Below are 26,874 nucleotides of genomic sequence, written 5' to 3'. Positions count from 1 at the left end.
CGGCGGGCCCGGGGGCGGCGGGCCCGGGGGCCGGTGTCAGGCGAGGAGGTCGGACTGGAGGGTGACCACCTGGCGGAAGGCCGCGTCCGGGACGCCGTCGGGGTTGGTCATGGTGACGACGGCGACGAGGTCGGAGGCGCAGAGGTAGGCGATGCGGGCGTTCGGGGTGCCCTTGGCGCCCTTCGCCGAGCTCTCCTGGGCGTCCAGGTGGACGCCCTCGACGGTGTCCCAGGCGCTGTGGGAGGTGCTCTTCGCGCCGGGCAGGGCATTGGGCTTGGCGTCGGAGCGCAGGGAGGAGAAGACGTTCCAGGACTCGAAGGAGGCGCCGAAGCGCAGCAGCCGGATCTGGGTGCGGGTGCCGTCGGAGGCCGTCCACTCCCGGACGGTGGCCGCCCGGCAGGCGTCCTGCAGGAGCAGCGCGCGGAGCTCGGCCGGGTCGCGCTGCTCGGCGAGGATCGCGTCGCAGGTGACCCAGTCGGCCGGAGCCTGGCCGGCGGGGGCCGTGGACGGGCTCGCGCCCGCCGACGCCGACGCCGACGCCGAGGCGGAGGCGGAGGCGGAGGCGGTCGGGCTCGGGGTCGCGCTCGCCGACGGGGTGCCGGTGGCCGAGGCGGTGGGAACCGGGTAGAGCGCCGGGGTGAGGCTGCCGCCGGCCTCCTTGGGGGCGGGCAGCAGCAGGTAGCGCAGGTCCGCGGCGTGCAGGGCGTTCTTGCCGCCCGTACGGTCCGGCGTGCTGCTGCCGGAGGGCAGCGGCGGCAGCGTCAGCGGCGGGAAGGTGTAGCGGCCGTCGCCCGGGGTGGCCAGGCCGGGCAGGTCGGTGCGCTCGGGGGCGGTGACGGCCAGCGCGGCACCGGTGCCCGCGAGGGCGAACACCAGGGTGGCGGTGGCCCAGCGCGCGGCCGCCCTGCGGCGGGCGCTGCGCCGGGCAAGGCGGGCCTCGTGCTCCTCGGGGGTCTCCGCGGCGGGAGCGGCGGGGAACTCGGCGAAGGTGCCCGCGGGGGTCTCGACGGCGGCCTCAGCGGGGGTCTCGGCGGGGGCGGCGGGTTCGTGCGGGGTTGCGTGGTCGGTCATGCGGACGCTCCCGGGCGGGCGAGGCGGTCGAGCTGCAGGGTGAAGAGGGCGACGATCCGGTCCTTGGGCAGCGGTGCCACGCCCTCGACGTTCATGACCACCAGGAGGTCGCCCTCGGCGGCCGAGCACTCCAGGTAGTCGATCGGCGCGGACGGCGGCGCCGGCATCAGGTAGCAGTGCGCCTCGGGGTGGCCCGGGATCTCCGGGCCGATCCGGAACAGGCCGGTGTCGCCGGTGAAGACCGCGGTGTACTCGTTGAGCTTCTGCACTTCCTGCTGGTTGAACTGGCGCAGCTTCAGGCCGACCACCAGGTCGTCCTCGCTGGTCCGGTACGTCCGCACGCCGGTGGCCTTGACGTGCAGGCCCTCCCAGTAGGAGCGGAGCTTGTCGCGCTTGTCCTTGGGGATCTGCTGGAGTTCGTCGTCCAGTTCGGCGGACAGGAACTCGGCGCCGAGTTCGGTGTCGTTGCCGTAGCCGCCCTCGTCCGGGCCGGGTTCGTAGCCGGCCGGGACGGGCAGCAGCAGGTCGCGCAGCGAACCGAAGTGGTTGCCGTTGGACTTGGCGCCGAACGGCGTGGCGGTCGCGGTCGGGACGGGCGCGGCGGACGGCCCGGCGGCGACGGCCGGGGCGGGGTCGTCGTACTGGGTCTTGATGATGCCGACGCCGATGGCCACCCCGGCCAGCGCCGCCGCTGCCGTCGCGGCGCCCGCGCGCAGCAGGCGGCGGGAGGCGGGGCGCGGGGCGGCGGGATCGGCGGCGGTCGGCGCGGCGGGATCGGCGGCGAACTGCTGCTCGGCGGCGGACTGTTCGACGGCGGCCGGGGCCGCCTCGGGGGCGGTCGGCGCCGGCGTGGCGGCCGGGGTCCCGGTCATGCTGTTGTCGGTCATACCAGCCGCTCCCATTGCTGCTTGGCGAGGTCCTTCACGACATCGGGGTTCACCGGCTTGGGGTCGAAGACCTCCACCACCATCGCCACCGTGCCGCGCTGGGCTACGGCCTGGCCGTAGTAGTACCGATCGGCGCTGTCGGCCCAGTACCTGGGTGCCTCGTCCACCCGGTAGCCGCCGTTGGCGCCGTCGGCGAACGGCTTCAGGTTGCGGGTGGTGCCGACGGCGTGCGTGGCGGCTTCGTTGGCGCGGTCCGGCGCGTACTGGACCAGCGACACGCGGTACCTGGTGTCGCCCTTCTTCCAGTCCACCTCGGCCGCGCGCCGGAAGCCCCGGGAGTTCAGGTCCTTGAAGTCGCGGACCGCGCTGTCGCTGTGCTCGGCGAACTCGCCGACCGACACCCAGCTCGGCTTGTCCGGGAATTCTCCCCAGGCGGCGCTGCCGTCCGGGGCACCGATCAGCAGTTTGAGCAGGTCGCCGTCGATGGCCAGCGGTTTGGGCTGCTGGGCGGCGAAGGCGGTCGGGTCGACCACCGCGGCCGGGTAGGACGGGCGCGCGACCTGGATCGGCGGCAGCGGCGTCGGCGGGCGCTGGGCCTGGACGGCGTAGCCGACGCCGCCGCCGGCCAGGGTGCCCAGCACCAGGCCGGACACCGCCAGCAGCACCGGGCGCGGGCGGCGCGGGGCGCGGGGCGCTCGCTCGGGGGCGGGCGGCAGGAGCTCGGGAGCCGGCGCGTCGGACGGGAACGCCTCGGCGGCGGACGGCGGTTCGGTGGTGAACTGCGGTGCGGAGAAAGGCAGTTCAGCGACAGGCGGTTCGGTGGCGGGCGATTCGGTGGGCGCGGTGTGGGGCTGCGGCGGGGAGGCGGGCGCCGGCGCGGTGCCGGGCGGGGGCAGCGCGGGTTCGGTGGTCACGGGGTGGCTCCAGAGGAGGGTGGGAAGGACGGCGTCGGGACGGGCGGCGGCGCGGGTTCAACCGCGTTCAACCGCGTTCAGCTGCGTTCAGCCGCCGGAGGCGAGCCACTCGCGCTGGCGCTTCATCAGCCCGCTCAGCAGCGCCTTGTCCGGTGTCCCCTTCACCTCGACGTCGATCGTGTACTGGACGTCGCCCTGGCTGGAGATGCCGGTCATCGAGCCGGTGTACGCCTGCTGCTTGGGCTTGTGCAGGTAGCCGTGGGCGTTCGGGTCGCCGTCGATGTCGATCGGGTCCTGCGACTTGAGGGTGTATCCCTGGACGAACTCGCGCGCCATCGAGGTGGAGCCGAAGCGCAGCAGGGTGACGGTGACCTCGGCCTTGCCGTCGGCCGTCCGGTACATCCGGGTGGCGCCCGACTGGTAGCCGTACGAGCCGAGGATGTCCATGATGCCGTCCTGCTTGCCGAACAGGTCGGCGACGTCGTCGTTGGTCATGGTCATCCCGTCCGCGGGCCCGTACGACTCGCCTCCGTCCGGGATCGGGAGCAGGAAGTAGCGCAGGTCGCCCTCGTGCTTGCCGCCGTTGACGGTCCCCTTGACGGTGCTGGCCGGCTTGGGGGTGGTCGGGGCGGCGGTGGGCGTCGGCACCGGTAGCGGGGTGGCGGAGGCCGTCGGGCTCGGACTGGAGGCGGTGGTGGTGGCCGGCGCGGGTGCGGCGGCGGCGGCCGGGCGGGTGTCCGGCCTGCCGACGGCGACGGTCACCGCGGCGCTGGTCGCCGTGACGGCGAGCAGGCCGGCGGTGGCCAGCGCGACGCCGACGGCGCGCGGCAGCCGGCGCGCGGCCGGTTCGGGTGCGACGGCGTGCTGCGGCGCAGCGTCGGGCTGCGGTACGACGGGGTGCTGCGGTACGACGGGGTGCTGTGGCGCAGCGGGGTGCTGCGGTACGGCGGCCGGTTCCGGCGCGGCGTCGGGCTGCTCCGGAACGGCGGCTGTTTCGTTTTCGGGCGCGGACAAGGAACTCCCCCGGGAAAATGTGGGATCTCGCGCACGGACTTCCTCGCAAACCGCTCCCCCGGCGGTTCTCCGGACCGTCCATCACGCGTCTCAGCAGGCATTATGAGAGACCGTTCGCATCACTGCCAACAAAGTTAATCGCCGCACTCCGGTCCAATACTCGATGAATCGGACACGTCGTGATGTAACCGCAACAGGCGGTCCTGACGTGGTACCGGGGTACCGTGCCCCCTCCGATGATCGGTCCGGGGTACCACGGATCGCGCCGGCGCCGCGCCTAGCGTGGAGTGTGAGGGAGGCCGGGACGGTCCGGCCCCGGAGCGTAGGGGTGAGCGATGATCGAGGCGCACCAGCTGACGAAGCGGTACGGGGAGAAGACCGCCGTCGACCGGCTCGACTTCATGGTCAAGCCCGGCACGGTCACCGGCTTCCTCGGGCCCAACGGTGCCGGGAAGTCCACCACCATGCGGATGATCGTCGGGCTGGACGCGCCCACCAGCGGCTCGGTGCGCGTCAACGGGCGCCGTTACGCCGCGCACGCGGCGCCGTTGCAGGAGGTCGGGGCGCTGCTGGAGGCCAAGTCGATCCACCCGGGGCGCTCCGCGTTCAACCACCTCATGGCCCAGGCGCACACCCACGGCATCCCGCGCTCGCGGGTGGAGGAGGTCGTCGAGCTGACGGGGCTGCAGTCGGTGGCGAGGAAGCGTGCCGGGGCGTTCTCGCTGGGCATGGGCCAGCGGCTGGGGATCGCGGCGGCGCTGCTGGGCGACCCGGCGACGGTGATGCTGGACGAGCCGGTCAACGGTCTCGACCCGGAGGGCGTGCTGTGGATCCGCAACCTCCTCACCTCGCTGGCCGCCGAGGGCCGCACCGTCTTCGTGTCCTCGCACCTGATGAGTGAGGTCGCGCTGGTCGCCGACCACCTGATCATCGTCGGGCGGGGCCGGCTGCTGGCCGACACCACCGTGCAGGACCTGGTCCGCCAGGCCGGCGGCGACGTGGTGAAGGTGGCCAGCGCCGATCCGGCCCGGCTGCGCACGGCGCTGGCCGGGCCCGGGGTGGAGGTCACCGGCCGTTCCGGTTCGGAGGAGCTCCTCGTCACCGGCCTGGCCGCGCGGGAGATCGGCCTGCGGGCCGCCGAGCAGGGCATCGCGCTGTTCGAGCTCACCACCCGCACGGTCTCCCTGGAGGAGGCGTTCATGGAGCTGACCAGGGACGCCGTGGAGTACCACGGCACCACCACCGCGACCGGGCCCGCCGCCAGTGCGGGTGCCGGCGCCGAGTCCCCGAGGAGCGCGGCATGAGCACCATCGCACCGAGCCAGACGTCCGCGGCCGCCGACCGGCGGCCCGCGCGCCCCGCCTACCGGGTGACGCCCGTGCGCGTGCTGCGCTCGGAGTGGGCCAAGCTGTGGTCGCTGCGCTCGACCTGGATCACGCTGGGCCTGGGCCTGCTGTTCCTGGTCGCGTTCGGGTTGATCGCCGCATTCCAGTTCAAGTCGAGGATCACCTCGGGGCGCCCGATGGATCGGGGGGACTTCGCCGACGCCAGTGCCCTGAGCCTGTCGCTGTTCGGCACCAACTTCGCGCAGCTGGCGTTCGGCGTCCTGGGCGTGCTGGTCGCCGCGGGCGAGTACTCCACCGGCATGATCCGCTCCACCCTGGCCGCGGTGCCGCGCCGGCTGCCGGTGCTGTGGTCCAAGGCGGCGGTGTACGGGGTGGTGGTGCTGCTGCTGGGCACCGTCGGGGTGTTCGTCGCCTTCGCGGCCGACAGCGGCATCCTCTCCGGTACCCGCGCGGCGATGACGTTCTCCGACGCCGGCGTCCTGCGCGGCCTGCTGGGGGCCGGGCTCTACCTCGCCCTGGTGGGCGTGATCGGTGTCGCGCTGGGCGCGCTGCTGCGGTCGGTGGCGGGCGGCATCTCGGTGCTGGTGGCCTCGCTGATGCTGGTCCCCGGCCTGATCTCGCTGCTGCCCTCGTCCTGGCAGGACCACATCAGCCCGTACCTGCCCAGCAACGCGGGCCAGGCGATGTTCGCCCTGCACCACGACGCGACCACGCTGTCGCCCGCCGCGGGGCTGGCGGTCTTCCTGCTGTGGACGGTGCTCGCCCTGGCGGGCGCGGCCGTGCGGCTGATGCGCAGCGACGCCTGAGGGCTGGGAGACTGCGTGGACGTCCCGGTGCGGTGCCCGTTCGAGTCGGGTGCCGCACCGGGCCCGTTTCGTATCCGTATCCGTTCCGGGGTGAGCTGGACGAAGGTGACGTCCGTTGCGGATGGGCTGGACGAAGGTGACGACCGTTCCGGACGAGCTGGACGAAGGTGACACCGTGAGCGAGCACGACACCGCCGTGGGGGCGGGGGGCGACCCGCTGTCGGGGTACCCGGTGTTCGCGCGCCTGGCCCGGCTGGGGCAGCGGGCGCGGCAGGCGGACCGCGACCACCCGTGGGTGCTGGACACCGCGGTGGTGGCCGCGGTCTTCCTGCTGTTCTGCCTGCCGGACCTGCTGCCCTTCCACGACGGCGGGGAGCGGGCGCGCGAGCACCGGATCGTCTTCGCCCGCCCGCCGCTGGCGGCGCTGCTGGCCTTGCAGGCGGGGCTGCTGCTACCGCTGCTGTGGCGCCGGCGGCGACCGGCGGCGGCGTTCGCGGCGGTCGCGGCCGTGTTCGTCCTGCAGTGGTCGCTGGGGGTGGCGCTACGCGCGGACGTCGCGCTGCTCGTCGCCCTCTACAGCCTGGCCCTGCACGGGAGCCTGCGGCACCTGGCGTGGGCGTGCGCGGCGATGACCGGCGCGTCGGCCCTGGTCGCGGTGGAGCTGTCCGGCGGGCTGCCGGTCGGGGACGCGCTGTTCTTCCTGTTCAGCGCGGCGACGGCGGCGGTGGCCGTCGGCATCGCGGTGCGCATCCGCCGGGCCCAGCTCGCCGGGCTGCGCGAGCGGGCGGCGCGGCTGGAGGTCGAGCGCGACCAGCGCAGCCGGCTGGCCACCGCCACCGAGCGCACCCGGGTGGCCCGGGAGATGCACGACATCATCGGCCACAACCTGTCCGTGATCATCACCCTGGCGGACGGCGGCGCGTACGCGACCGAGGCCTCCCCCGAGCGGGGCCGGGAGGCGCTGCTGCTGATCGGGGAGACCAGCCGCCAGGCGCTGGGCGAGCTGCGGCGCATGCTCGGTGTCCTGCGCGACCAGGGCGAGCAGGGCCCCGAGTTCACGCCGCAGCCGGGCATCGCCGACCTCGACGGGCTGTGCGCGCGCATCCGGGCCGCCGGGCCGCAGGTCGTGTACACCGCGCGCGGCGAGGTGGAGCGGCTGGACCGCGGGGTGCAGCTGATGGCGTACCGGATCGTCCAGGAGGCGCTCACCAACACCCTCAAGCACGCCGGGCCCGACACCCGGGCGCACGTGACGCTGGCCGCCGAGGGCGGCCGCCTGCGGGTGCGGGTGCGGGACGGCGGTCCGCCCGGCGGGGCGGTGCGCGGCGGTGCGGCGGGCGAGGAGGGGCACGGGCTCACGGGCATGCGCGAACGCGCGGCCCTGTACGGGGGCACCGTCACCGCCGGGCCCGGGCCCGGGGCAGGATGGACCGTGGAGGCCGTCCTCGACCTCACCCCCGACGGACCCGACGGACCCGACGGACCCGACGGACCCGGCGGCCCCGGCGCCTTCACCCCCGACCCCGACCCCGACCCGACAGGCGGCCTGACGTGACCACGGTCCTCATCGTCGACGACCAGCCGCTCCAGCGGTACGGCTTCCGGATGCTGCTGGAGAGCCAGCCCGGCACGGAGGTCGTCGGCGAGGCCGCGCACGGCGCCGAGGCCGTGCGCCTGGCGGCCGACCTGCGGCCCGACGTCGTCCTGATGGACATCCGGATGCCCGGCATGGACGGCATCGAGGCCACCCGGCGCATCGTCGCCACCGGCGGGCGCTCGCGCATCCTCGTCCTGACCACCTTCGACCTCGACGAGTACGCCCACGCCGCGCTGCGCGCCGGCGCCAGCGGCTTCCTCCTCAAGGACGCCCGCCCGGAGGACCTCCTGGCCGGGATCCGCGCCGTCTCCGAGGGCGACGCCGTCGTCGCCCCCGCCATCACCCGGCGCCTCCTGGACGCCTACGCCCACCACCTGCCCGTGCGCCCGCCCGGCGCGGCCGCCGAGGACGATCCGCGGCTGAACGCCCTGACCGAGCGCGAGCGCGAGATCCTGGTCGCGGTCGGCCGGGGCTGGACCAACGGCGAGATCGCGCAGCGCCTGGTGCTCGCGGAGTCGACCGTCAAGACGCACGTCAGCCGGGTGCTGTCGAAGATCGGCGCCCGGGACCGGGTGCAGGCCGTGATCTTCGCCTACGACCGCGGCCTGAACCGGCCGAACCCGCCGGCCTGAGCCGTCCCGCTCCTGCCGTGGGGGGCGCGGCGTCAGGGGCGCTTCTTCGGGGCGGCTTCGAGGTCGGTGGCGGCGGCGGCCAGGATGGCGCCGAAGACGTGGGCGATGACGGGCTTGCCGACCCGGCGGGCGAAGGCCGCGCCGACGAGGGGGATGGGGAGCGCGAAGCCGGTCGTCCAGACGACCAGGGTGCCCTCGGGGACCTCCTCGAAGGCCATCCGGCCGAACTCGTGCCGGGCCGGCGGGAAGCTGCGGTCGACGGTGTAGTCGAAGCCGTGCGGGGCGTTGTAGGCGGTGATCCGCTCGTTGAACCAGCCGATCAGCCAGGTGTGCAGCCGCACGGCGCCCACCCCGTAGGGCGCGCCCTCGCCGGGCCGGGCCAGGCGCGCCCTGAGCACGAACGGGGAGCGGGTGTAGTTGGTGCTCGTGGCGCACCAGTCGAACACCTCGGCGATCGGCGCCGCGATGACCCGTCGCACGGTCACGGTTTCCATGGCTCGTCCCTCTCCTGCAGCGGGGGGCGCGGGTGTCTGCCGCGCCCTGTTCACCGATGAAGACCGGGCGCGGACCGAAACCGTGACATCGGGTGGGGGCGTCCTCGGGGGTGGCGGTGTCGGGCGGGTGGGCGGCGGGGAGAGGGGGCGGGGTGGGGCGCGAGGCTTCCGTGGAGTGGGGGGCGCTGCACCGGCGGTGTGCGGTGGGTGTGGTGGCGGGGGTGGCGGTGCTGGGGGGCGCGGCCGGGCCGGTGGTGTGGGCGGGGTCGCAGGATCTGCCGGGCGATCGGCGGTGGTGGCTGGTGGTGTGCGGGGTCGCGCTGCTGGCGGCCGTCGGTGCCTCGCTGCCGCTGCTGCGTCGGGTCTCCACCACCGACTACGTCGTCTCCTGTGTGGCGCTGGTGCTGCTGCTGGTGCTCGCCCTGGGCGCGGTGTTCGCGGCGGCGCAGGCCGCCTACGCCGTCCGGACCAGGCTGCACGAGCCGCCCGGCGTCACGGCCACCGTGACGGGCTGCCGGACGACGGGCCGGGAGCTGGACGACCAGAACCAGGGCCGCGACATCTACGGCTGCACGTACCACTGGAGTGCCGGCGGCCGGGAGTTCAGCGAGGAGCGGCCCACCGGGAAGCTGTATCCGGACGGCCACGAGACCAGGGTGTGGCTCGCCGGCGAGCGGATGATCACGGGCCGGCCGAGCCTGCTCGGGATCCCGCTGTGGATCGCGCTCGCCCTGGCCGGGCTGGTGGGCACGGTCCGGTTCGCGATGGCCCTGGCCTGGAAGGCCCGCGAGGTGGGCCTGCGGCGCTAGGGGGTGGCCGGAATCCGGGGTGGCGGGTGCGGCGCTCTGGCAGCATCGGGCGGATGGGGCAGCGGGAGGGGATCGGGCGGCGCTTCGTGGTGGGCGCGGGGTACGCGCTGTACCGGGGGCCGTTGGCGGACAGTACGTCACATCGGCACGCCGCGTTCCAGGTTGCCGTCGCGGCGGCGGGCGGCGAGGTGACGATCGTGGACGGGGCCGGGGTCCGCCACCGGGGTGCGGCGGTGGTGGTGGCGCCGATGGTGTGGCACCGGATGGCGCCGGTCCGGGAGGTGTCGGCGTTCTTCGTCGATCCGCACTGCGCGTTCGCGGACCGGCTGCGGGCGGGGTGCGGTGACGGTGTCACCGTGGCACCCCAGTGGCGGGACCTGGTGGAGGAGGACCTGTGTCCGTCCGGGGTGCTGCCGTCGGCCGAGGTGGACGTGCGGCTGTGGGCGGCGATGGAGGCGCTGACGGACCACCGGGTCGCGCTGCCGGGGCTGGCGGCGCGGGTGGGGCTGTCGCCGCAGCGCCTGCGGGCGCTGGCGCGGCGGCAGTTGGGGGTGCCGCTGGCGCGCTGGCGGATCTGGCGGCGGCTGGCCCGCGCCGCCGACGCGCTGGGCGAGGGGCGCACGCTCGCCGAGGCGGCGCTGGCGGGCGGCTTCGCGGACCAGGCGCACTTCAGCCGGCAGATGCGGGAGATGACGGGGCTGACGCCGTCCGCGGTGCTCCCGGTGCTGCGCGCCTCGGGCCGGGCTGGTGCCTCGGGCCCGGCGTAGCCTCGTCCGCATGTGTCTGATGGTGTGGATCGGAACCGAACAGCCCGTGCTGCCAATCCCCTGCACCGCCGGTCCCCAGCTCGGGACCTGCTACTGCGGGGTTCGCGAGATCGCCGCCGACGCGCCCGTTCGAGCCCGCTTCACTTCACCGCACGTGACCTACGTCGGCTCGCACGAGGGCTGCGGCTGCGGATTCAACAGCTCCCGGTTCGAGTGGGAGGGGTTCACCGACACGGCCGACGCGATGGCGCTCGTCGACGCGATGCGGGACGAGGAGCGCGAGGAGTTCCTCGCTCAGAAGCACTCCCGAGAATTCCTGGCGGCGCTGGTGTCCGCGGCCCTCCCGCACGGGACGGTCGACATCTACATGTGCTGGGCCGGGGACGAGGACGAACCGCCCGACCGCGTGGAGAGCATCGAGACACGCCGGCTGACGGAGCGTTTGACCCCGCTCCAGGAGCGGGTGAAGTACACGACGCCCGGCTGAGCAGGAGGCGCGGGCCCGCCGGCGTACCCGTGGTCACCGGTCGCACGGGGAACCCGACGGGCGGCCTACGCGCGGCGGGCGACGTAGAACGACAGCGAGCCGGTGAGCGTGGAGACGGTCTCGGTCTCGCGCACGCCGTGGAAGCCGGCCTCGGTGATCAGCCGGGGCAGGATGCCGTCGGCGTTGGGCTGGGTGTCCTCCTTGCCGTCCGCCAGTTGCACGATGCGGAACGCCAGGCGCATGGCGGCCGTGCGCTGGCGTCCGAAGTCGGCGATGACGAGCTTGCCGCCGGGGCGCAGCGCCGTGTGCATGGAGGCGAGGACGGCCTGTTTCATGGGGATGGGGCACTGGTGGAGGACGAGGCTGGAGACGACGGTGTCGGCCGTTTCGGCGCCCACGAGGTCGGCGACGGCGTCGCCCATGCCGATGTGCCATTCGGGGGTCACTCCGGCGGCGGCGGCCTTGCGGCGGGCCACTTCGAGGGTGGTGGGGTCGGGGTCGACGCCGATGACGCGGGCGCGGGGTTCGACGCGGCCGAGGAGGACGGCCAGTGAGCCGGTGCCGCAGCCGACGTCGAGGATCACGTCGTCGGGGCGGGGGGCCACGTGCATGGCGAGCAGGCTGCGCCACAGGCGTTCGCGGGTGAGGGAGACGATGGGGTCGTAGAGGCGTACGGGGCCGAGGCGGCCGGCGGCGGGGGTGAAGGCGCGATCGGTCATGCGGGTCAGTGTCGGCCGGGGGGTGTGGTGGCGTCTTGAACGAATCGCTCGCCGGGCGGGGCGGGTTGGGGTTTCCGGGCCGGTTGCGGGGCCGGTTGCGGGGGTCGGGTTCCGGCCCTCCGAGGGCACATAGAAAGTCTATCGACATATGACGTTGGATGACTTATCGTGATCGTCGCGGTGGTCCGGCGCGGCCGGCCCGCCGCGACCACCGTTCGGCCCTGCGAGAGGACCTCCGTGCCCCGTCGTTCCCGCACGTCCACAGCACTCGGCATCGGCGCCACCACCGTGGTGGCGCTGGCCCTGGCCGCGCCGCCCGCCCTGGCCGGGCCCGCGGCCACCCCCGACCCGGTGCCCTCCCTGGTGGCCGGTCAGGACACCGCCGCCCCACAGCTGGTCACCGGCCTGGCCGAGCCGGCCGTCGGCAGCCCCGCCGACGCCGCCCGCGCCCACCTCGCGGCCCACGCCGACCGCTACCACGTCGACCCCGGCGAGCTGGCCGAGGTCGGATCCGAGAGCACCGCCGACGGCCGGCGCACCGTCAGGTTCGAGCAGCGCCACGACGGCGTGCCCGTGTTCGGCGCGCAGTACCTGGTGCACCTGACGGGCGAGGGCGCCGGGCAGCGCGTCGAGTCGGTCGGCGGCAAGTACTTCACCGGCCTGACCGTGCCGACCACCGCCACCGTCCCGGCCGCCGCCCTGCGGGACCTGGCGCTCGGCTCCGTCCAGGACCCGAAGGCCCGGGCCGCGGCCACCGCCGAGGACCACGGCCTGGTCGTCCTGCCGGACGGCGCCGGCCGGCTCGCCCAGCGCTTCACCGTGCACGCCGCCGACCCGGCGACCGGGGCGCCGGCGGCCCGCGAGGTCTTCGTGGACGCCACCGTCGGCGTGGTCGCCCTCGCCTACGACACCCGCGCCCCGCTCCCGACGGGCGGCAATGCCGGGAGCGCCGCCGACGGGAGCGCCGCGGCCGGCCTCGAACCCGCCACCGGGACCGCGCCGGACGCCCACGGCAACTCCGCCAAGGTGAACATCGCCCGCCTGCCGGACGGCAGTTACCAGCTCACCGACCTCACCCGGCCCGCCGCCATCACCACCTACGACGCGGGCGGCCGGGACGAGATGGACTTCGGCGGCGGCATCCCCGCCGACCTCCCCCCGGCCCACTCCCCCGGCCCGGACTTCCCGGCCTCCGCCGGCACCAGCGGCGCCACCGACGCCAGCGTCAACGCCGGTATCGTGTACGACTTCTACCACGACCGGTTCGGCCGCAACGGCCTGGACGGCAAGGGCGGCGCGATCACCTCCGTCGTCAACGTGACCCAGGACGGCGCCCCCTACGCCAACGCGTACTGGGACGGGAAGAAGATGGTCTACGGCAGCGGGGGCCCCAACTACTACCCGTTCTCCGCCGCCCTCGACATCGCCGGGCACGAGATGACCCACGGCGTCATATCGAACACCGCCGACCTGGCCGGCATGGGCCAGGCCGGCGCGATGAACGAGGGCATCGCCGACTACTTCGGCAACGCCATCGAGGTCACCGCCCGCGGCATGTCCATGAACGACCCGGCGGCCGCGCTGCTCGGCGAGAGCAAGTGCCGCACCGGCACCCCGCAGGCCTGCGCGGACCGCCGGATGGACGACCACCGCACCACCGTGGACGACTACCTCGGCGGCACGGTCGACAACGGCGGACAGCACCTCAACGCCACCATCTTCAGCGGCGCCCTGTGGGACGTCCGGCGCACCCTCGACCCGCTCACCGCCGACCGGGTGGTCTACCGGGCGCTCACCGCCTACCTCACCCCGCTCGACGACTTCGTGGCCGGGCGCAACGCGGCCCTGGCGGCCGGCCGCGACCTCGGCCTCAGCCACGCCCAACTGCGCACCGTGGCAGCCGCGTTCGACGCGCACGGGATCAAGCCCGGCTGGGAGAGCCGGATCGGCATGGACAGCCGCACGCTGGCGCGCAACCTCTCCTACTCGATGGCGCCCCCGGCCGCCGGCGGCGGGCACTGGGTGGCGATGGCCCCCGCCCCCGACCCGGTCAAGGGCACGGGCGGCACCCGCCCCGACACCACCGCGCTGTACACCGGCTCCACCACCGGGCGCGGCGCCCCCGTCCGGCTCAGCCCGGACGACGGCCGCTACCACAGCTGGCCCGCCACCGACGGCACCACCGCCGTGTGGAAGGCCATCGGCACCACCGCCCAGAACCACAGCCGCGAACTGCTGGCCGCACCGCTGTCCGGCGCCGGCCCGGTCCGCAGCCTGTTCCTCGCCGACGGGACGGAGCCCGGCAGCCCCCAGGTCTCCGGCGGCGACATCGCCTTCACCGTGAACGACTTCACCACCCACCGCACCAGCATCCGGCTGTCCCACGACGGGGCCCCCGCGGTCGAACTGCCGCTGGCCGACGGGCACCACCCGGACGACCTCACCCTCAAGGACGGCTACCTCGCCTGGACCGAGTCCTGGCAGGACGGACAGCAGTACGTCACCGCGCCGACCGTCTACTCGATCGCCGCCGGCAAGGTCACCGCGCAGTACACCGCGCACGCCGCTCCCGGCGCCGCCGCGAGCACCGCCTCCTCCGCCCGGCTCGCCGGCGGACGGCTGCTGTGGCTGGACACCCCCGACGGCGCGACCGCCCGCGCCTCCATCCGCTCCGGCGCCCTGGACGGCTCCGGCGTGACCGAGGTGCTGGCCGCCGACTCGCCGAACGCCCCGACGCGCGGCGGCAGCCTCACCGCCTCCGACCAGGCCGTCACCTACAAGGTCGAGGGCACCAAGCCCGCCGGCGGCTGGACCAACGCCGCACTGCCCAAGCTCTGGCAGCTGCCGACCGGCGGCGGCACCCCGCAGCGCCTCTCCTGCGACCGGGGCGGCCAGGACCAGCCCGCCGCCGACCAGGGCACCCGGGTGGTCTGGCTGGACTCCACCCCCGGCCGCACCGACCTGGTCGTGCGCGACCGCGCGGCGGGCACCTGCTGACCGCCTTTCCCTGACCCCCACCCCCCAGGGGTCCGGCCCGGCACGGACGGCTCACAGCCAACCGCGCCGGGCCGCCTGCACGCCCGCCTGGAAACGCGTGGTGGCCCCCAGCTGGGCCAGCAGCGCCGAGACCCGGCGCACCACCGTGCGCCGCCCCAGCCCCAGCCGCCGGGCGATGGCGTCGTCCGTGGCACCGCTGGCCATCAGGGTCAGGATGCGGCGGTCCCGCTCGCCGATCTGCAGGTCGGCGGCGGACACCGACGCCGGGACGGCCAGCCGCCAGAGCGTCTCGAACACCGCGGCCAGCGCCCGCAGCAGGCCCGAGGGCCGGATCAGCAGCGAGACGACGCCCGGGCGCCCGTCGGCCGCCAGCGTGACGATCGCCAGGTCGTCGTCGCCCAGGGCCAGCTTGAGCGGCGGATCGTCCAGCGTGCGGGCCTGCTCCCCCGCCTCCATCATGCGCGCCATGTTGGGGCCCGCGACCGGGTCGTCGAAGGCGCAGCCGTGGTAGATCGAGCGGTAGACGACCCCGGCGGCCATCCGCTGGCGTTGCAGCACCTCCTGGTCGAGGTAGTAGGCCGAACTGCCGGAGTAGGGCGGCACGTCGATGACCCGCACCTGGTGGCGGGCGGCCAGCTGGAGTCGCCGGCTGGCCGCCAGTACCTGGGCGGCGTCCTCGACCACCTCCAGGGCGCCGTAGGTGCCGGCGTCGCGCCGGGCGAAGCGGTAGAGGCGTTCCAGTTCCGCCCCGGCCCGGCGCGCCGCGGCCTGCCGGACGGCGTCGCTCTGCAGCACCGCCTCGACCACCCGGCCGGGCGGCAGCGCCTCCCAGGCGCGGTCGCGGTGACCGTCGTCGCGGTGACCGTCGTCGCGGTGACCGTCGTCGCGGTGACCGTCGTCGCGGTGACCGTCGTCGCGCGGGCCGTCGTCGCGCGGGCCGTCGTCGCGCGGGCCGTCGCCGCGCGGGCCCTCACCGTTGCAGGCCACGACGACTCCCTCGTCGGCGAGTTCCCTGAGCACGGCCAGGACGACGCCCTCGCCGAGGCCGACCCCGGCCGCCAGCTCCGCCGCCCGCGCCTGCGGACGGCCGACCAGGCAGCGGTAGATCCGGCCGCGTTCGGAGTCTGGATCCAGCACGTCGTGCACGACGTCCCCCGTCATCGTGTCGGTGTATCGGTGTATCGGTGTATCGGTGTGTCGGTGTATCGGCTCGTCAGCTCGGCGCTGTGCCGTTGTGTCGGCCCGTCCGCTCGTCGGTTTGTCGGCTTGTCGTTGTGCCGGTGTCGCCCGGACGGGCCGTCGGAGGCTACCCACGCCGGTGGCGCACATGCGCCAGTGGCCCAGGTGCGCCGCAGGGCGCTCTGGCGGACCGCGAGGTGATCTCGCAAGAGTTGTCGGTGCTCAGACAGTTCCAGCGGTTCCCCCCGGGAACAGCGGCACCCTCACGGCCAAGGACGACCCATGACACCAGCCCAGCCCGCCCGGCGCCCGCCCGTACGGCCCCCGCGCGCCCGGCTCCGGCACGCCAGGACGGCCGTCGCCGCCCTGGCCGCCTGCCTCCTGCTGCTGGGCGTGCCCGCCGCGCCCGCCGCGCCCGCCGAGGCCCCCGCCCCGCCGCCGATGAAGGACGGCTTCGGGCTCACCCAGGTCGGCGCCCCCACCGGCAGCGCCACCAACTTCGTGCTCACCGTCACCACACCCCAGGTCGCCGGGGAGCACACCATCCGGATCCTGCTGCCCGCCGACTACGCGGCCAGCCCGGCCAAGCGCTACCCGGTCCTGTACTTCCTGCACGGCGCCTCGGACAACCCGAGCGACCCGGCCCTGGCCTACCCCGCCCTCACCGCCGCGCAGTCGATGATCACCGTCATCCCGGACGGCGGCCTGCGCGGCTGGTACACCGACTGGCTCGACCAGAACACCGCCGCCGGGGCGCAGAACTGGGAGACCTTCCACCTCGACCAGGTCGTCCCGTTCATCGACGCCAACCTGCGCACCCTGACGGGCCGCAGGAGCCGGGCCGTCGGCGGCCTGTCGATGGGCGGCTTCGGCGCGCTGCACTACGCGCAGGACCGGCCCCAGCTGTTCGGCCAGGTCCTCACCATGTCCGGCGCGAACGACCTCTCCGTGAACGAGATGATCATCCGCGGGGCCGTGGTCGCCACCCTGACCAACGCCGGCACCGTGCTGTGCGGGCCCAGCGACGGCAAGCCCTGCGGCCTCGACTTCGGCCCCACGGTCTCCAGCGACGCGATCTTCGGCTCGCCGTACCCGGTGTTCAACGCCGACTGGCGCTGGAACGCCGCGGACCCGGTCTCCCGCGTGGGCGCGCTCGCCGACACCGGCATCGCGGTCTACACCGGCAACGGCAACGGCAGCGCCTCCGACATGGAGTTCTGGGCCGAGGGCACCGCCAAGCGCCTCAAGGACCGCCTGGACGCCCTCGGTTACCGCTACCACTACGTCGACTACGGCAACGGCGCCGGCTGGGGCACCGCCTGCAACGGCGGCCACAGCGCGGGCTGCTGGGCGCAGGACCTCGTGGACTACGTCCCGCGCCTGGAAGCGGCCTTCGCCGCCGCCTGACCGGCCCGCCCTCCTTCCTTCCTTCCTTCCGCCTCCTCTCCCCTCTCTCCCCTCTCCCTCTCCCCGTTCCCGACGAAAGGACCCGACCCCCGTGCTTTCCGCCACGACCCCGAGCCGAACGGCTCCCTGGCTGCGCCTGATCGCGGCCGTCCTGGTGGCCTGTTGCGCCGCCCTGGGCTTCACCGCCTCCCCGTTCGCGACCGCGCGGGCCCACGCCGCCACGGCGCCGGCCGCCGCCTGCGCCTCCCCGCAGCAGTGTCTGACCATCAAGTCCCTCAGCAACGGGCGCCAACTCGACGTCCAGAACGGCACCATGGGCGACGGCGCCTACATCGTCACCAACTCGGCGCCCGGCTACCACCAGTCCTGGCGGCTGAGCGTCGACCCCTCCGACTTCTCCTTCACCATCGTCAACAACGACACCGGCAAGTGCATCGACCTGGCCTTCTTCACCCCGGCCCTGCGCCAGCAGACCTGCGCCGGGCAGGCCAGCCAGCGGTGGTTCCTGCAGCCGGTCGCCGGGGCCGCCGACGCGTTCATGATCCGCCACCTGGGCGACAACACCTGCCTGGACCTGCTGCTCGGCGCCCAGTACGACGACGCCTGGACCGACCAGTACACCTGCAACGGCACCGCCAACCAGCAGTGGTCCACCGGCTTCCCGCAGGCCGCCCGCAGCCTCGCCGTCGACCACGCCGCCAAGCAGTGCCAGAAGGACGTCTCCTCCTGCTCCTGGGCCGTCAAGAGCGAGGCCCCCGCGGCGCCGCTGCCCAAGATCTGCGTCTCCTCAATCTGGTTCAACAACACCAGCAGCGCCGCCCAGCAGAACTTCGCGGTCACCAACATGACCGGCTGGTCCAGCACCCTCGGCGGGGAGATCGGGGCGGAGATCTCCGGCGGCGCGCCCGGCGGCGTCTTCACCACCGCGGTCAAGACCGCCGTCAACTACAGCAACGTCTGGCAGGGCTCGACCACCGTCAACAACGCCGTCACCGTCAACGTCCCGCCCCAGCAGTACGGCTGGGTGACGCTGGCCGAACTCGCCCGCAAGGTCACCGGCAACTGGACGTTCGACGCCCGCGGCTTCCCGTGGACCGCCGAGGACACCGTCACCGTCCCGCTCACCTCCGACCCCAGCGGCGGCGCCACCCTCTACATCGCCAACACCAGCCCCACCTTCACCAGCTGCACCTGAGCCCCACCGCACGACCGACAGCCAGCCGCCGCCCGGCCCCGCCGGGCGGCGGCCCCGTTTTCCCCCGGCCCTTCCCCGGCCCTCCCCCCAACCCTGACCTGCCCTGACCTGCTGACAATTGTCACGGTCGGCCGGTGCGGCAGCACACTGCCGGGCGGGGGCGCGGCGCGGACAGCATGGGGGCATGACCTCCACCGACGTGAACCACCCCGACACCGTTCGGGCCTTCCGCACCGTCAGGCGACTGGTGTTCGCCTACCTGGGCCTGAGCGTCGTCACCCTGGCGGCCGCCTACGTCCTGCGCAACCACCCCGACCTGGTGAACCCGGCCGTGTGGATCCGCGGCACCCTCGTCGTGGCCAGCGCCGTGGTCACGTACCTGTTCACCACCCGGGCCGCCCGCGGATCGCACGCGGCGTACCGGCGGCTGCGGATCATCTCGGCCGTCATGATCGCCGCGATCGTCGTGATCATCTGCGTGCCGGGGACCTTCCCGTTCTGGATGAAGGCCGAGCAGGCCCTGTGCGGGCTGGTGCTGGCGGGGGTGGCCGCCGTGATCAACGGACGCCACCTGCGTACCCTGTTCGCGCGATCCGATGCGACGTGAGGCGGGCGAGGGTGGACGAGGACACGCAGGCGACCCTCCCCGGGCACGCCGCCGCGGAGCGCGCCACAGGGGAGCGCGCCCCGCAACGGTGGGTGCAGGGCTGGCGGCGGATCATGCTGAGCGCCGGGATGCTGGTCTACCCGTGCCTGACCGCCGTCGCCGTGAGCGGCAACGTGTCCGGGGCGGCCCTGGTCGCCGGGTACGCGGTCGTCGGCGCGTTCTGCCTCTGCTTCGTCCTCACCGCCACCGCGATGATCCACCGCCGGCGGCGACAGGTGTTCCTGCTGCTGGCGGTGATGAGCGCGCTGTTCCTGGCCGCGCTGCCGTTCGCCCACGAGAACGCGTTCTACCTCGCCATCGTCGTCGTCTCCTTCGTCGCCGTGCTGCGGCGCCGCCACGCCACCCTGGTGACCGTCACCGCCACCCTGGCCGCCCTGCTGGTGCCGTGGGCGGTGCCCGCCTGGCACGCCGGGCCCGGCACCTTCCAGGCGCTGGCCCTGCTGTTCACCGTGCTCACCACGGGGGCGTTCGCGGAGATCGCCACCACCAACCAGGCCCTGGTGGCCGCCCGGGCCGAGGTGGCGCGGCTGGCCTCGGAGGCCGAACGCAACCGGATCGCGCGCGACCTGCACGACCTGCTCGGGCACTCGCTCACCGCGATCACCGTCAAGTCCCGCCTGGCCCAGCGCCTCGCCGCCAAGGACCCCGACCAGTCGCTGGCGGAGATGGCCGCGGTGGAGTCGCTGTCCCGGCAGGCGCTGGCCGACGTCCGGGCCGCGGTCACCGGCTACCGCGACGTCACGCTGGCCGGCGAACTCGCGCGCGGACGCGAACTGCTGCGCGCCGCCGGGGTGGTCGCCGACCTGCCGACGTCCACCGACCCCGTCGCCACGCGGGACGGGGAACTGTTCGGCTGGGTGGTGCGCGAGGGCCTGACCAACGTGGTCCGGCACGCCCGGGCCGACCGCTGCACCGTCACCGTCACCGGCTCCTCCGTGGAGATCCGCGACGACGGGACGGGCGCGGACGGCAGAACCGGCGGGACCGGCGAGGGCAGCGGGGTCGGGAAGGGCAGCGGGGTCGGGAAGGGCCTGAGAGGGCTGCGGGAACGGGTCGCGGCGGCCGGCGGTACCGTCGAAGCCGGCCCGCTGAGCCCGCGCGGGTGGCGGCTGCTGGTCACCGTCCCGCCGAGCGCCCGCCACGGGCGCGCCCCCGCCCGGAAAGGGACGACATGACGATCCGCCTGCTGCTCGCCGAGGACCAGGAACTGGTCCGCACCGCGCTGTGCGCCCTGCTCGACCTGGAGGACGACTTCGAGGTGGTCGCCGCCGTCGGACGCGGCGACCAGGTCGTCGACGCGGCCCGCGAACACCGGCCCCACGTGGCCCTCCTGGACATCGAGATGCCCGGCCTCGACGGCCTGGCCGCCGCCGCCGTCCTGGCCCAGCAGGTGCCCGACTGCCGGGTCGTCATCCTCACCACCTTCGGACGCGCCGGCTACCTGCGCCGGGCGATGGAAGCGGGCGCGGTCGGCTTCGTCGTCAAGGACGCGCCGGCCGAAGTGCTCGCCGACGCCATCCGCCGGGTCGCGGCGGGCGAACGCGTGGTGGACCCGGAACTGGCCGCGGCCACCCTGGCGGCCGGCGCCTCCCCGCTCACCGCCCGGGAACGCGACGTGCTGAACGCCTCCCGCTCCGGGGCCGGCGTCGCCGAGATCGCCGGCAAGCTCTACCTCTCGGAGGGCACGGTGCGCAACTACTTCTCCTCCGCCATCGCCAAGACCGCCAGCCGCAACCGCACCGAGGCCCTGCGCACCGCCGACGACCGCGGCTGGCTGTGACACCGCCGGACGACGGGCGCAGGGCTGCCGGACTGCCGGACTGCCGGACTGCCGGACTGCCGGGGCAGGCGTCAGAGCCGCTCGACGGTGACCTCGGTGATCACGACGTCCTCCACGGGGCGCTCGCCGTCCGTGGGGACGGCCGCGAGGGCGTCGACGACGGCCCGGGAGTCGGCGTCGGCGACCTGGCCGAAGATGGTGTGCCGACGGTTCAGGTGGGCGGGCGTGCCGACGGTGATGAAGAACTGCGAGCCGTTGGTGCCCGGGCCGGAATTGGCCATGGCGAGCAGGTAGGGCCTGGTGAAGTGCAGTTCGGGGTGGAACTCGTCGGCGAAGGCGTAGCCCGGGCCGCCGGTGCCGCTGCCGGTGGGGTCGCCGCCCTGGACCATGAAGCCGGCCACCACGCGGTGGAAGAGCGTGCCGTCGTAGTACGGGCCGCTGCCGGGCCCGCCGGTGCGCGGGTCGGTGTACTCCCGGGCGCCCTCGGCGAGTTCGACGAAGTTGCGGACCGTCTTCGGCGCGTGGAACTGGAACAGCTCCAGCCGGATCGGGCCCAGGGTGGTGTGCAGGGTCGCGAACAGGCCCTTGGCCATGGCGGACTCCTTTGCTCGGATGGTCGGAGAGGGGATCAGCGTCGGCATCCTGGCACACGGCGGGTTCGTGATCGCACCCGGCGCGGGGCCTCGACACCGGCAAATGCCTCGTGGCGCCAACTCATCTGCATGGCAAGCGGGTTGTCTGCTTGAACGCCGGATCGGCCCGGTTTCGGGCGGGGTCGGGGGTGCGAGCCGGGGCTGCGGGTTGAGAGGATCGGCCCGGAAACGGGATGGACGGGAGAGGGGTGAGACGTGGTCGGTACCGTGCTGGTCGGTGTCCTGGTGATCGCGGTCGGCGGGTGCGTGTGCGTGGTGTGGGCCGAACGCGGCGGCCCCCGCTGGGTGCGCGCCGTGGCGTCCGTGACGCTCGCCTCGGGGTCCCTGCTGCGCCGCTCCTCGCGCAGCCGGCGCCGGAACCGGAGCCTGAGCGGCGGTGACAGCGGCGACGATGGCGATGGCGGCGGCGGTGGCGGCGGCGGCGGCGATGGTGGCTGAGCGCCCCGCCCGCGGGCGCGACGACGACGAGCGGCTGCGGCGGGTCTTCGAGGCGGTGCTGGCCCAGACCCTGTCCGGGACCGGACCGCTCACCTGCACGGGCCTGGACGAGGACACCGAGAACGCGCTCTGGGCGGTCTGGGAGGCGTACCCGCACGCTTCGGCCGAGCTGGTGCAGGCCGCGCGGCGCGCCTTCGCGGGCCAGCTGGACGGCAGCAACGCGGCCCGCTGGCACGCGGACCTCGCCCGGGCGGTCGCCGAGCGCCGCCCCCGCGGCTGAACGTGCGTCCCCGGACGCGTGGGCGGCCGGGGACGCTCGGGGGCGTCAGCTCTCGGTGGAGCGGCGGCGGGAGGCGACGACGAGCGCAGCACCCGCGGCCAGGGCCGCGGCGGCGCCGCCGGCCTCCCAGCCGAGGCCCTCGGTGCCGGTGGCGGCGAGCTGGCCGGGGCGGGTGGTGCCCGTGGTGGCCGTGGCCGTCCCGGCGGTGGTGCCCGCCGCGATCGCGCCCGCGGTCGTGCCCGTCGTGGTGGTCAGGGCGGCGGGCTGGACGGCCGACTGGGCGCCGGTGGCGGTCTGCGGCTGCTCGGCGGGCCGGGCCGGCTGCGGGGCCGGCTTGTTCGCGGCGGCCTCGTCCTCGGCACGGGCCGTGAACTGGCCCTCCTTCAGGAACTTCACGACGTCCTCGTCGGTACCGCCGTCCAGCGCCCGGCTGGCGGCCTCGCACACGGCCCGCCCACCGGCCGCCATGATCTGGGCGAGCTTCACCCGGTTGTCGTCGGCCCGCTGCTTGGGAAGCTCGACGTCCAGGAAGTGCCGCACGTCGGCGACGGTGCCCGCGAGGGCCTTCTCCCCCGCCTCGCGCACGCCCGGGCCGGTCTCCTTGTCGTCCAGGATGCCCTGCACCTTCGCACGGGCCTCGTCCTCGGCACGGGCCGTGAACTGGCCTTCCTTCAAGAACTTCACGACGTCCTCGTCGGTACCGCCGTCCAGCGCCCGGCTGGCGGCCTCGCACACGGCCCGCCCGCCGACCGCCATGATCTGGGCGAGCTTCACCCGGTTGTCGTCGGCCCGCTGCTTGCGGAGCTCGACCTCCAGGAAGTGCCGCACGTCGGCGGCGGTACCCGCGAGGGCCTTCTCCCCCGCCTCGCGCACGCCCGGGCCGGTCTCCTTGTCGTCGAGGATGCCCTGCACCTTGGCGCGGTCCTCGTCCTCGGCGCGGGCGATGAACTGGCCCTCCTTGAGGAAGGCCAGGATTTCCTCGTTGCTGCCGGATATCGCCTTCCCGGCGGCCTTCTTCAGTGCCGGCCCGGCGCCGTCGAAGATCCGGGCGACCTTCAGCCGGTTGTCGGTCTGACGCCGCTCGCCGAGCTCGACGTCCAGGAAGTGCCGCACGTCGGCGGCGGTGCCCGCGAGGGCCTTCTCCCCCGCCGCGTGCACAGCCGGGCCGGTCTCCTTGTCGTCGAGGATGCCCTGCACCTTGGCGCGGTCCTCGTCCTCGGCACGGGCCGTGAACTGGCCCTCCTTGAGGAACTTCGCGACGTCCTCGGCGGTGCCGCCCCGCAGGGCGGCCGTGGCGGCCTTCTTGACGGCCGGCCCACCGACGGCGAGGACCTGGTAGGCCTTCACCCGGTTGTCGATCACGCGCTGGTCGTGGAGCTCGACGTCCAGGAAGTGCCGCAGGTCGGCGGCGGCGCCGTTCAGCGCCTTCTGGGCCGCCTCGCGCACGCCCGGGCCGCTCTCCTTGTCGGCGAGGATGCGCCGCACCTCGGCGCGGTCGTGCTCCTCCTGGCCCGTCCCCTGGTCCTCGGCGCCCTTGGACGCGGTGTCAGGGCCGGAGACGCCGGCCGGCTGGGGGTTGTCGGCGGCGGAGGCCATCGACGGGAAGAGGACAGTGGGGGCCAGGACGGCGGCCGCGACGACGGCGGACACCCGGGGCAGCTTCATTCAGTACCTTGTGTTGTGCGGAGAGATTGTGAACGCCCGCCAGCATAGATCGTCTTTTACGGTTGCCATACCAAGTATTTGCCGTCGCCCGCACCGCACCCTCGCAGCACCCGCGGCACCCACGGCCCCAGACCCTAGGGTGGGGCGGATGAGCTTCCACGTGGTTGTCGGATACGGGCCCGCCGGGGCCGCCACCGCCCGCCTGCTGGCCGGGCAGGGGCACGCCGTACGGGTCGTCACCAGGTCGGGGAGCCCCGCGCGGGGCGGGGCCCCGGTGCCCGGCATCGAGCACGTGGCGCTGGACGCGGGCGATCGCGCGCGGCTGGCGGAGGCCGCACGCGGCGCAGCGGCGATCTACGGCTGCGCGGCGCCGCCGCTGCCGCAGTGGGCGGCGCGGTGGCCGGCGCTGGCCTCCTCGCTGTGCGCGGCGGCCGAGGCCACCGGGGCGGTGCTGGTCATGCTCGGCAACCTCTACGGCTACGGGCCGGTGCGCGGCCCGATGACCGAGGACCTGCCGCTGGCCGCGGCCGGTCCCAAGGGGCGGGTGCGGGCGGCGGCGTGGGAGCAGGCGCGGGCGCTGCACGGGGCCGGGCGGATCCGGGCGGTCGAGGTGCGGGCCTCGGACTTCTTCGGCCCCGGGGTGACGGACGGCGGGCACCTGGCCTCGCGGGTGATGCCGGGCCTGCTGAAGGGCCGGAACATCGCGGTGCTCGGCGACCCGGACGCGCCGCACAGCTGGACGTACCTGCCGGACGTGGCGCGGGCGTTGGCCGAGGTCGCGGGCGAGGAGCGGGCCTGGGGGCGGGCCTGGCACGTGCCGACGGCCCCCGCGCTGCCGGTGCGCGCGATGGTGGAGCGGCTGGCCGCGCAGGCGGGCGTCGGACCGGTCGCGGTGCGCCGGCTCCCGCAGGCGCTGCTGGGCGCGGCGGGGCTGTTCTCCCCGCTGCTGCGTGAACTGCGCGAGGTCCGTTACCAGTTCGACCGCCCGTTCGTGGTGGACTCCTCCGCCTACGAGGCCGCCTTCGCGGTGCGCGCGACCGCGCCGGAGGAGCAGGTGGAGGCGACGGTGCGGTGGTGGCGCGAGCGGGCGCAGGGGCGTTGAGCCCCCGGGCCGGTCAGTGCTTGAGGGCGTCGGCGCCGCGGTAGCCGGCGGGCACGCCCCGGGCGAAGACCACGTCGGCGGCCATGTGGCGGGTGCGCAGCGGGAGGATCTCCTGGTAGGCGGGCGAGTCGTACCAGGCGCGCAGGCGTTGGTGGTCGGGGAACTCGATGAGGATGAGGTCCTGTCCCCAGGTGCCTTCGACGGTCTCGATCCGGTCGCCGTGGATGAGGAAGCGGCCGTCGAAGGGGTCCAGGGTGGCGTCGATGCGCTGGAGGTACTCGACGATGTCGGGGCCGAACTCGACCGAGTGGACCTGGGCCATCGCGTAGGCGGTCATCGCTGTTCTCCTGGGGGTTGGTCCGGTGTCCGTGGTCTCCGACGGTACGGGTGGGGGTGGTGGGGGCGAATCCGTCGCGGATCGGTAGGGGGTACGTAGCGCGGCTGCCCCCGGCGGGTGCCGGGGGCGGGCTGGCGGGTGGTCAGGTCGTGGCGGGTGGTCAGGTCGTGGCGGGTTGGGTGGTCAGGTCGTGGCGGTGTCCTTGGCGGCGGGTGCCGGGTGGGTAGTGGCGGGTGCGGCCCCGGCGGGCGGGGCGGGGATGGTGGCGGCGACCGCGGCGGCGGCCAGGGCCACGCCGCAGCCGATCAGCAGGCCGACCCTGAAGCCGCTCTCCGAGGGCAGGGTGTGGCCGCCGAGGGTGGTGGTCAGCTGGGCGAGGACCACGCCGACCACGGCGGCGGAGACGGAGGTGCCGAGCGAGCGCATCAAGGTGTTGAAGCTGTTCGCGGACGCCGTCTCGGACAGCGGCACGGCGCTCATGATCAGTGCGGGCATCGCGCCGTAGGCCAGGCCGACGCCGCTGTTGCACACCAGTGTCACGACCAGGACGCCCCAGGTGGAGCCGATGAGCACCATCGAGAGTCCGTATCCGGCGGCGATCGCGAGGGAGCCGGCGACCAGGGTGAACTTGGGGCCGCGCGCGGCCGACAGGCGTGCGCCCAGTGGTGAGACGGCCATCATCATCAGGCCGGAGGGCGCCATCCACAGGCCCATGGCCAGCATCGACCGGCCCAGGCCGTAGCCGGTGGCCTCGGGGAGTTGGAGCAGCTGGGGGATGATCAGCGCCTGCGCGTACATGCCGAAGCCGACCAGGACGGATGCGGCGTTGGTCAGCAGGACCCGGGGGCGGGCCGTGACCCGCAGGTCCACCAGCGGTTCGGGGCAGCGCAGTTCCCACCGGCCCCAGGCGAGGAGCAGGACGGCGGCGGCGGCGAACAGGCCGAGGGTGAGGGGGTCGGTCCAGCCCCAGTCGGCGCCCTTGGAGACGGGCAGCAGGAGGCAGACCAGTCCGGCGCCCAGGCCGGCCGCGCCGACGGGGTCGAAGCGGCCGCCGGCGGGGCGCCGGGCGGGGGCGGGGACGAGGAAGCGGATCATCGCGGCGACGACGAGGGTGAGGGCGGCGGCGCCCCAGAACAGGGCCCGCCAGCTGGCGTACTGGGCGACGGCGGCGGCGATCGGCAGGCCGAGGCCGCCGCCGATCCCCATCGAGGCGCTGACCAGGGCGATGGCGGAGCCGAGCCGTTCGGGCGGCAGGACTTCGCGCAGCAGGCTGATGCCGAGCGGGACGACGCCCATGCCCATGCCCTGGAGGCCGCGGCCGATGATCATCGGTACGGCCGCGGAGGCGAGGGCGCACAGGACCGATCCGATGAACAGCGGTACGCAGCAGGCCAGGAGCATGCGGCGTTTGCCCAGCAGGTCGCCCAGGCGTCCGCTGATCGGGACGAAGACGGCGCCGGCGAGCAGGGTCGCGGTGATCGCCCAGGAGGCGTTGGACGGCGCGGTGTGCAGCAGTCGGGGCAGTTCGCCGATCAGCGGGGTGACCAGGGTCTGCATGATCGCGGCCACGGTGCCGGTGAAGGCGAGGGTGGCGACGATGCCGGTGGTGGGGGTGGTGCCGGCGGTCGGGG

General features: G+C 74.5%; 27 protein-coding genes. 16 read left to right on the top strand and 11 right to left on the bottom strand.

The window, feature by feature from the left end; translation table 11 throughout:
* Positions 1-36: 36 nt before the first annotated feature.
* From AB0P03_RS25850 to AB0P03_RS25835, 4 genes are all read right to left on the bottom strand, one after another.
* Complete coding sequence (locus AB0P03_RS25850) at positions 37-1,071, bottom strand: hypothetical protein (RefSeq protein ID WP_363630989.1); 1,035 nt, start codon at positions 1,069-1,071, stop codon at positions 37-39.
* On the bottom strand, positions 1,068-1,958 hold the full coding sequence (locus AB0P03_RS25845) for a hypothetical protein (protein WP_363589075.1): 891 nt from the start codon (positions 1,956-1,958) through the stop codon (positions 1,068-1,070). Before AB0P03_RS25845 ends, AB0P03_RS25850 begins: the two co-directional genes overlap by 4 nt.
* On the bottom strand, positions 1,955-2,872 hold the full coding sequence (locus tag AB0P03_RS25840) for a hypothetical protein (protein ID WP_363630987.1): 918 nt from the start codon (positions 2,870-2,872) through the stop codon (positions 1,955-1,957). The genes AB0P03_RS25845 and AB0P03_RS25840 overlap by 4 nt, the downstream gene beginning before the upstream one ends.
* 87 nt (positions 2,873-2,959) lie before the next feature.
* Entirely contained in the window at positions 2,960-3,886 is a 927-nt protein-coding gene (locus AB0P03_RS25835; RefSeq protein WP_363630985.1) for a hypothetical protein, read from the bottom strand.
* A 335-nt stretch (positions 3,887-4,221) separates the two neighbouring features.
* On the opposite strand from AB0P03_RS25835, the gene AB0P03_RS25830 reads away from it, so the two are divergent.
* From AB0P03_RS25830 to AB0P03_RS25815, 4 genes are all read left to right on the top strand, one after another.
* Positions 4,222-5,190 carry an ATP-binding cassette domain-containing protein gene (locus AB0P03_RS25830; RefSeq protein ID WP_363589069.1) on the top strand — a complete coding sequence of 323 codons (969 nt, stop codon included), beginning with the start codon at positions 4,222-4,224 and terminating at the stop codon, positions 5,188-5,190.
* Positions 5,187-6,038 (top strand): ABC transporter permease, encoded by an 852-nt coding sequence (locus AB0P03_RS25825; RefSeq protein ID WP_363630983.1) that lies wholly within the window; start codon positions 5,187-5,189, stop codon positions 6,036-6,038. Before AB0P03_RS25830 ends, AB0P03_RS25825 begins: the two co-directional genes overlap by 4 nt.
* A gap of 175 nt (positions 6,039-6,213) precedes the next feature.
* Positions 6,214-7,593, top strand: coding sequence for a histidine kinase (locus AB0P03_RS25820; protein ID WP_363630981.1), 1,380 nt, complete (start codon positions 6,214-6,216; stop codon positions 7,591-7,593).
* Positions 7,590-8,267 (top strand): response regulator transcription factor, encoded by a 678-nt coding sequence (locus tag AB0P03_RS25815; protein ID WP_363586833.1) that lies wholly within the window; start codon positions 7,590-7,592, stop codon positions 8,265-8,267. Before AB0P03_RS25820 ends, AB0P03_RS25815 begins: the two co-directional genes overlap by 4 nt.
* 32 nt (positions 8,268-8,299) lie before the next feature.
* Here AB0P03_RS25815 and AB0P03_RS25810 read toward each other — a convergent pair whose 3' ends face one another.
* Positions 8,300-8,761 carry an SRPBCC family protein gene (locus AB0P03_RS25810; protein ID WP_363630979.1) on the bottom strand — a complete coding sequence of 154 codons (462 nt, stop codon included), beginning with the start codon at positions 8,759-8,761 and terminating at the stop codon, positions 8,300-8,302.
* Between the two features lie 221 nt (positions 8,762-8,982).
* On the opposite strand from AB0P03_RS25810, the gene AB0P03_RS25805 reads away from it, so the two are divergent.
* From AB0P03_RS25805 to AB0P03_RS25795, 3 genes are read left to right on the top strand one after another with little or no spacing between them, the layout of a single operon-like run.
* Entirely contained in the window at positions 8,983-9,570 is a 588-nt protein-coding gene (locus AB0P03_RS25805) for a hypothetical protein (RefSeq protein ID WP_363586831.1), read from the top strand.
* A 53-nt stretch (positions 9,571-9,623) separates the two neighbouring features.
* The gene (locus AB0P03_RS25800; protein ID WP_363586830.1) at positions 9,624-10,337 is read left to right on the top strand and encodes an AraC family transcriptional regulator; all 714 of its coding nucleotides are present in this window, start codon (positions 9,624-9,626) and stop codon (positions 10,335-10,337) included.
* Positions 10,338-10,347: 10 nt separating this feature from the next.
* Positions 10,348-10,824, top strand: a complete 477-nt coding sequence (locus tag AB0P03_RS25795; RefSeq protein WP_363630978.1) for a hypothetical protein — start codon at positions 10,348-10,350, stop codon at positions 10,822-10,824.
* A gap of 65 nt (positions 10,825-10,889) precedes the next feature.
* On the opposite strand, the gene AB0P03_RS25790 is transcribed toward AB0P03_RS25795, so the two are convergent.
* Complete coding sequence (locus AB0P03_RS25790) at positions 10,890-11,543, bottom strand: class I SAM-dependent methyltransferase (RefSeq protein ID WP_063352855.1); 654 nt, start codon at positions 11,541-11,543, stop codon at positions 10,890-10,892.
* 237 nt (positions 11,544-11,780) lie between these two features.
* On the opposite strand from AB0P03_RS25790, the gene AB0P03_RS25785 reads away from it, so the two are divergent.
* Positions 11,781-14,540 carry a M4 family metallopeptidase gene (locus tag AB0P03_RS25785; RefSeq protein ID WP_363630976.1) on the top strand — a complete coding sequence of 920 codons (2,760 nt, stop codon included), beginning with the start codon at positions 11,781-11,783 and terminating at the stop codon, positions 14,538-14,540.
* A gap of 51 nt (positions 14,541-14,591) precedes the next feature.
* Here AB0P03_RS25785 and AB0P03_RS25780 read toward each other — a convergent pair whose 3' ends face one another.
* Entirely contained in the window at positions 14,592-15,701 is a 1,110-nt protein-coding gene (locus AB0P03_RS25780) for a LuxR C-terminal-related transcriptional regulator (RefSeq protein ID WP_363630975.1), read from the bottom strand.
* A gap of 300 nt (positions 15,702-16,001) precedes the next feature.
* On the opposite strand from AB0P03_RS25780, the gene AB0P03_RS25775 reads away from it, so the two are divergent.
* From AB0P03_RS25775 to AB0P03_RS25755, 5 genes are all read left to right on the top strand, one after another.
* Positions 16,002-17,126: an alpha/beta hydrolase-fold protein gene (locus AB0P03_RS25775; RefSeq protein ID WP_363586826.1), complete on the top strand. Its 1,125-nt coding sequence runs from the start codon at positions 16,002-16,004 to the stop codon at positions 17,124-17,126.
* Between the two features lie 91 nt (positions 17,127-17,217).
* Positions 17,218-18,321, top strand: a complete 1,104-nt coding sequence (locus AB0P03_RS25770) for an RICIN domain-containing protein (RefSeq protein WP_363630973.1) — start codon at positions 17,218-17,220, stop codon at positions 18,319-18,321.
* 184 nt (positions 18,322-18,505) lie between these two features.
* Positions 18,506-18,928 carry a hypothetical protein gene (locus AB0P03_RS25765; protein ID WP_363630971.1) on the top strand — a complete coding sequence of 141 codons (423 nt, stop codon included), beginning with the start codon at positions 18,506-18,508 and terminating at the stop codon, positions 18,926-18,928.
* An 11-nt stretch (positions 18,929-18,939) separates the two neighbouring features.
* A complete protein-coding gene (locus AB0P03_RS25760) occupies positions 18,940-20,163 on the top strand; it encodes a histidine kinase (RefSeq protein ID WP_363586823.1) in 1,224 nt (407 codons plus the stop codon).
* The gene (locus AB0P03_RS25755; RefSeq protein WP_363586822.1) at positions 20,160-20,768 is read left to right on the top strand and encodes a response regulator transcription factor; all 609 of its coding nucleotides are present in this window, start codon (positions 20,160-20,162) and stop codon (positions 20,766-20,768) included. Before AB0P03_RS25760 ends, AB0P03_RS25755 begins: the two co-directional genes overlap by 4 nt.
* A gap of 71 nt (positions 20,769-20,839) precedes the next feature.
* Here the strand turns inward: AB0P03_RS25755 and AB0P03_RS25750 are convergent, their stop codons facing one another.
* Positions 20,840-21,361 (bottom strand): peptidylprolyl isomerase, encoded by a 522-nt coding sequence (locus tag AB0P03_RS25750; protein WP_363630969.1) that lies wholly within the window; start codon positions 21,359-21,361, stop codon positions 20,840-20,842.
* A gap of 255 nt (positions 21,362-21,616) precedes the next feature.
* Between AB0P03_RS25750 and AB0P03_RS25745 the strand changes: the two genes are divergently transcribed.
* Both AB0P03_RS25745 and AB0P03_RS25740 read left to right on the top strand, forming a co-directional pair.
* Positions 21,617-21,859, top strand: coding sequence for a hypothetical protein (locus tag AB0P03_RS25745; RefSeq protein ID WP_363630967.1), 243 nt, complete (start codon positions 21,617-21,619; stop codon positions 21,857-21,859).
* Positions 21,798-22,139 (top strand): hypothetical protein, encoded by a 342-nt coding sequence (locus tag AB0P03_RS25740; protein ID WP_363630966.1) that lies wholly within the window; start codon positions 21,798-21,800, stop codon positions 22,137-22,139. The genes AB0P03_RS25745 and AB0P03_RS25740 overlap by 62 nt, the downstream gene beginning before the upstream one ends.
* A 45-nt stretch (positions 22,140-22,184) precedes the next feature.
* On the opposite strand, the gene AB0P03_RS25735 is transcribed toward AB0P03_RS25740, so the two are convergent.
* Entirely contained in the window at positions 22,185-23,804 is a 1,620-nt protein-coding gene (locus tag AB0P03_RS25735; protein WP_363630964.1) for an ALF repeat-containing protein, read from the bottom strand.
* 148 nt (positions 23,805-23,952) lie between these two features.
* Between AB0P03_RS25735 and AB0P03_RS25730 the strand changes: the two genes are divergently transcribed.
* Positions 23,953-24,906 (top strand): NAD-dependent epimerase/dehydratase family protein, encoded by a 954-nt coding sequence (locus tag AB0P03_RS25730; protein ID WP_363586817.1) that lies wholly within the window; start codon positions 23,953-23,955, stop codon positions 24,904-24,906.
* Positions 24,907-24,919: 13 nt separating this feature from the next.
* On the opposite strand, the gene AB0P03_RS25725 is transcribed toward AB0P03_RS25730, so the two are convergent.
* Together AB0P03_RS25725 and AB0P03_RS25720 are read right to left on the bottom strand one after the other, a co-directional pair.
* A complete protein-coding gene (locus tag AB0P03_RS25725; RefSeq protein WP_363586816.1) occupies positions 24,920-25,243 on the bottom strand; it encodes a DUF1330 domain-containing protein in 324 nt (107 codons plus the stop codon).
* Between the two features lie 183 nt (positions 25,244-25,426).
* Positions 25,427-26,842 carry an MFS transporter gene (locus AB0P03_RS25720; RefSeq protein WP_363631022.1) on the bottom strand — a complete coding sequence of 472 codons (1,416 nt, stop codon included), beginning with the start codon at positions 26,840-26,842 and terminating at the stop codon, positions 25,427-25,429.
* Positions 26,843-26,874: the final 32 nt, after the last annotated feature.

It is taken from the genome of Kitasatospora sp. NPDC088779, assembly GCF_040685395.1.
GTDB lineage: Bacteria > Actinomycetota > Actinomycetes > Streptomycetales > Streptomycetaceae > Kitasatospora.
Note: the sequence above shows the minus strand (reverse complement) of the source record. Positions and strands in the feature narration are given on the sequence as shown.

Excerpts from the sequence above, each read along its gene's own strand:
- AB0P03_RS25775 (WP_363586826.1), top strand. The coding sequence starts at position 16,002 with ATGACACCAGCCCAGCCCGCCCGGCGCCCGCCCGTACGGCCCCCGCGC.
- AB0P03_RS25790 (WP_063352855.1), bottom strand. The coding sequence starts at position 11,543 with ATGACCGATCGCGCCTTCACCCCCGCCGCCGGCCGCCTCGGCCCCGTA.
- AB0P03_RS25810 (WP_363630979.1), bottom strand. The coding sequence starts at position 8,761 with ATGGAAACCGTGACCGTGCGACGGGTCATCGCGGCGCCGATCGCCGAG.
- AB0P03_RS25825 (WP_363630983.1), top strand. The coding sequence starts at position 5,187 with ATGAGCACCATCGCACCGAGCCAGACGTCCGCGGCCGCCGACCGGCGG.
- AB0P03_RS25800 (WP_363586830.1), top strand. The coding sequence starts at position 9,624 with ATGGGGCAGCGGGAGGGGATCGGGCGGCGCTTCGTGGTGGGCGCGGGG.
- AB0P03_RS25845 (WP_363589075.1), bottom strand. The coding sequence starts at position 1,958 with ATGACCGACAACAGCATGACCGGGACCCCGGCCGCCACGCCGGCGCCG.
- AB0P03_RS25780 (WP_363630975.1), bottom strand. The coding sequence starts at position 15,701 with ATGACGGGGGACGTCGTGCACGACGTGCTGGATCCAGACTCCGAACGC.
- AB0P03_RS25795 (WP_363630978.1), top strand. The coding sequence starts at position 10,348 with ATGTGTCTGATGGTGTGGATCGGAACCGAACAGCCCGTGCTGCCAATC.
- AB0P03_RS25735 (WP_363630964.1), bottom strand. The coding sequence starts at position 23,804 with ATGAAGCTGCCCCGGGTGTCCGCCGTCGTCGCGGCCGCCGTCCTGGCC.
- AB0P03_RS25730 (WP_363586817.1), top strand. The coding sequence starts at position 23,953 with ATGAGCTTCCACGTGGTTGTCGGATACGGGCCCGCCGGGGCCGCCACC.
- AB0P03_RS25830 (WP_363589069.1), top strand. The coding sequence starts at position 4,222 with ATGATCGAGGCGCACCAGCTGACGAAGCGGTACGGGGAGAAGACCGCC.
- AB0P03_RS25765 (WP_363630971.1), top strand. The coding sequence starts at position 18,506 with ATGACCTCCACCGACGTGAACCACCCCGACACCGTTCGGGCCTTCCGC.
- AB0P03_RS25850 (WP_363630989.1), bottom strand. The coding sequence starts at position 1,071 with ATGACCGACCACGCAACCCCGCACGAACCCGCCGCCCCCGCCGAGACC.
- AB0P03_RS25750 (WP_363630969.1), bottom strand. The coding sequence starts at position 21,361 with ATGGCCAAGGGCCTGTTCGCGACCCTGCACACCACCCTGGGCCCGATC.
- AB0P03_RS25755 (WP_363586822.1), top strand. The coding sequence starts at position 20,160 with ATGACGATCCGCCTGCTGCTCGCCGAGGACCAGGAACTGGTCCGCACC.
- AB0P03_RS25725 (WP_363586816.1), bottom strand. The coding sequence starts at position 25,243 with ATGACCGCCTACGCGATGGCCCAGGTCCACTCGGTCGAGTTCGGCCCC.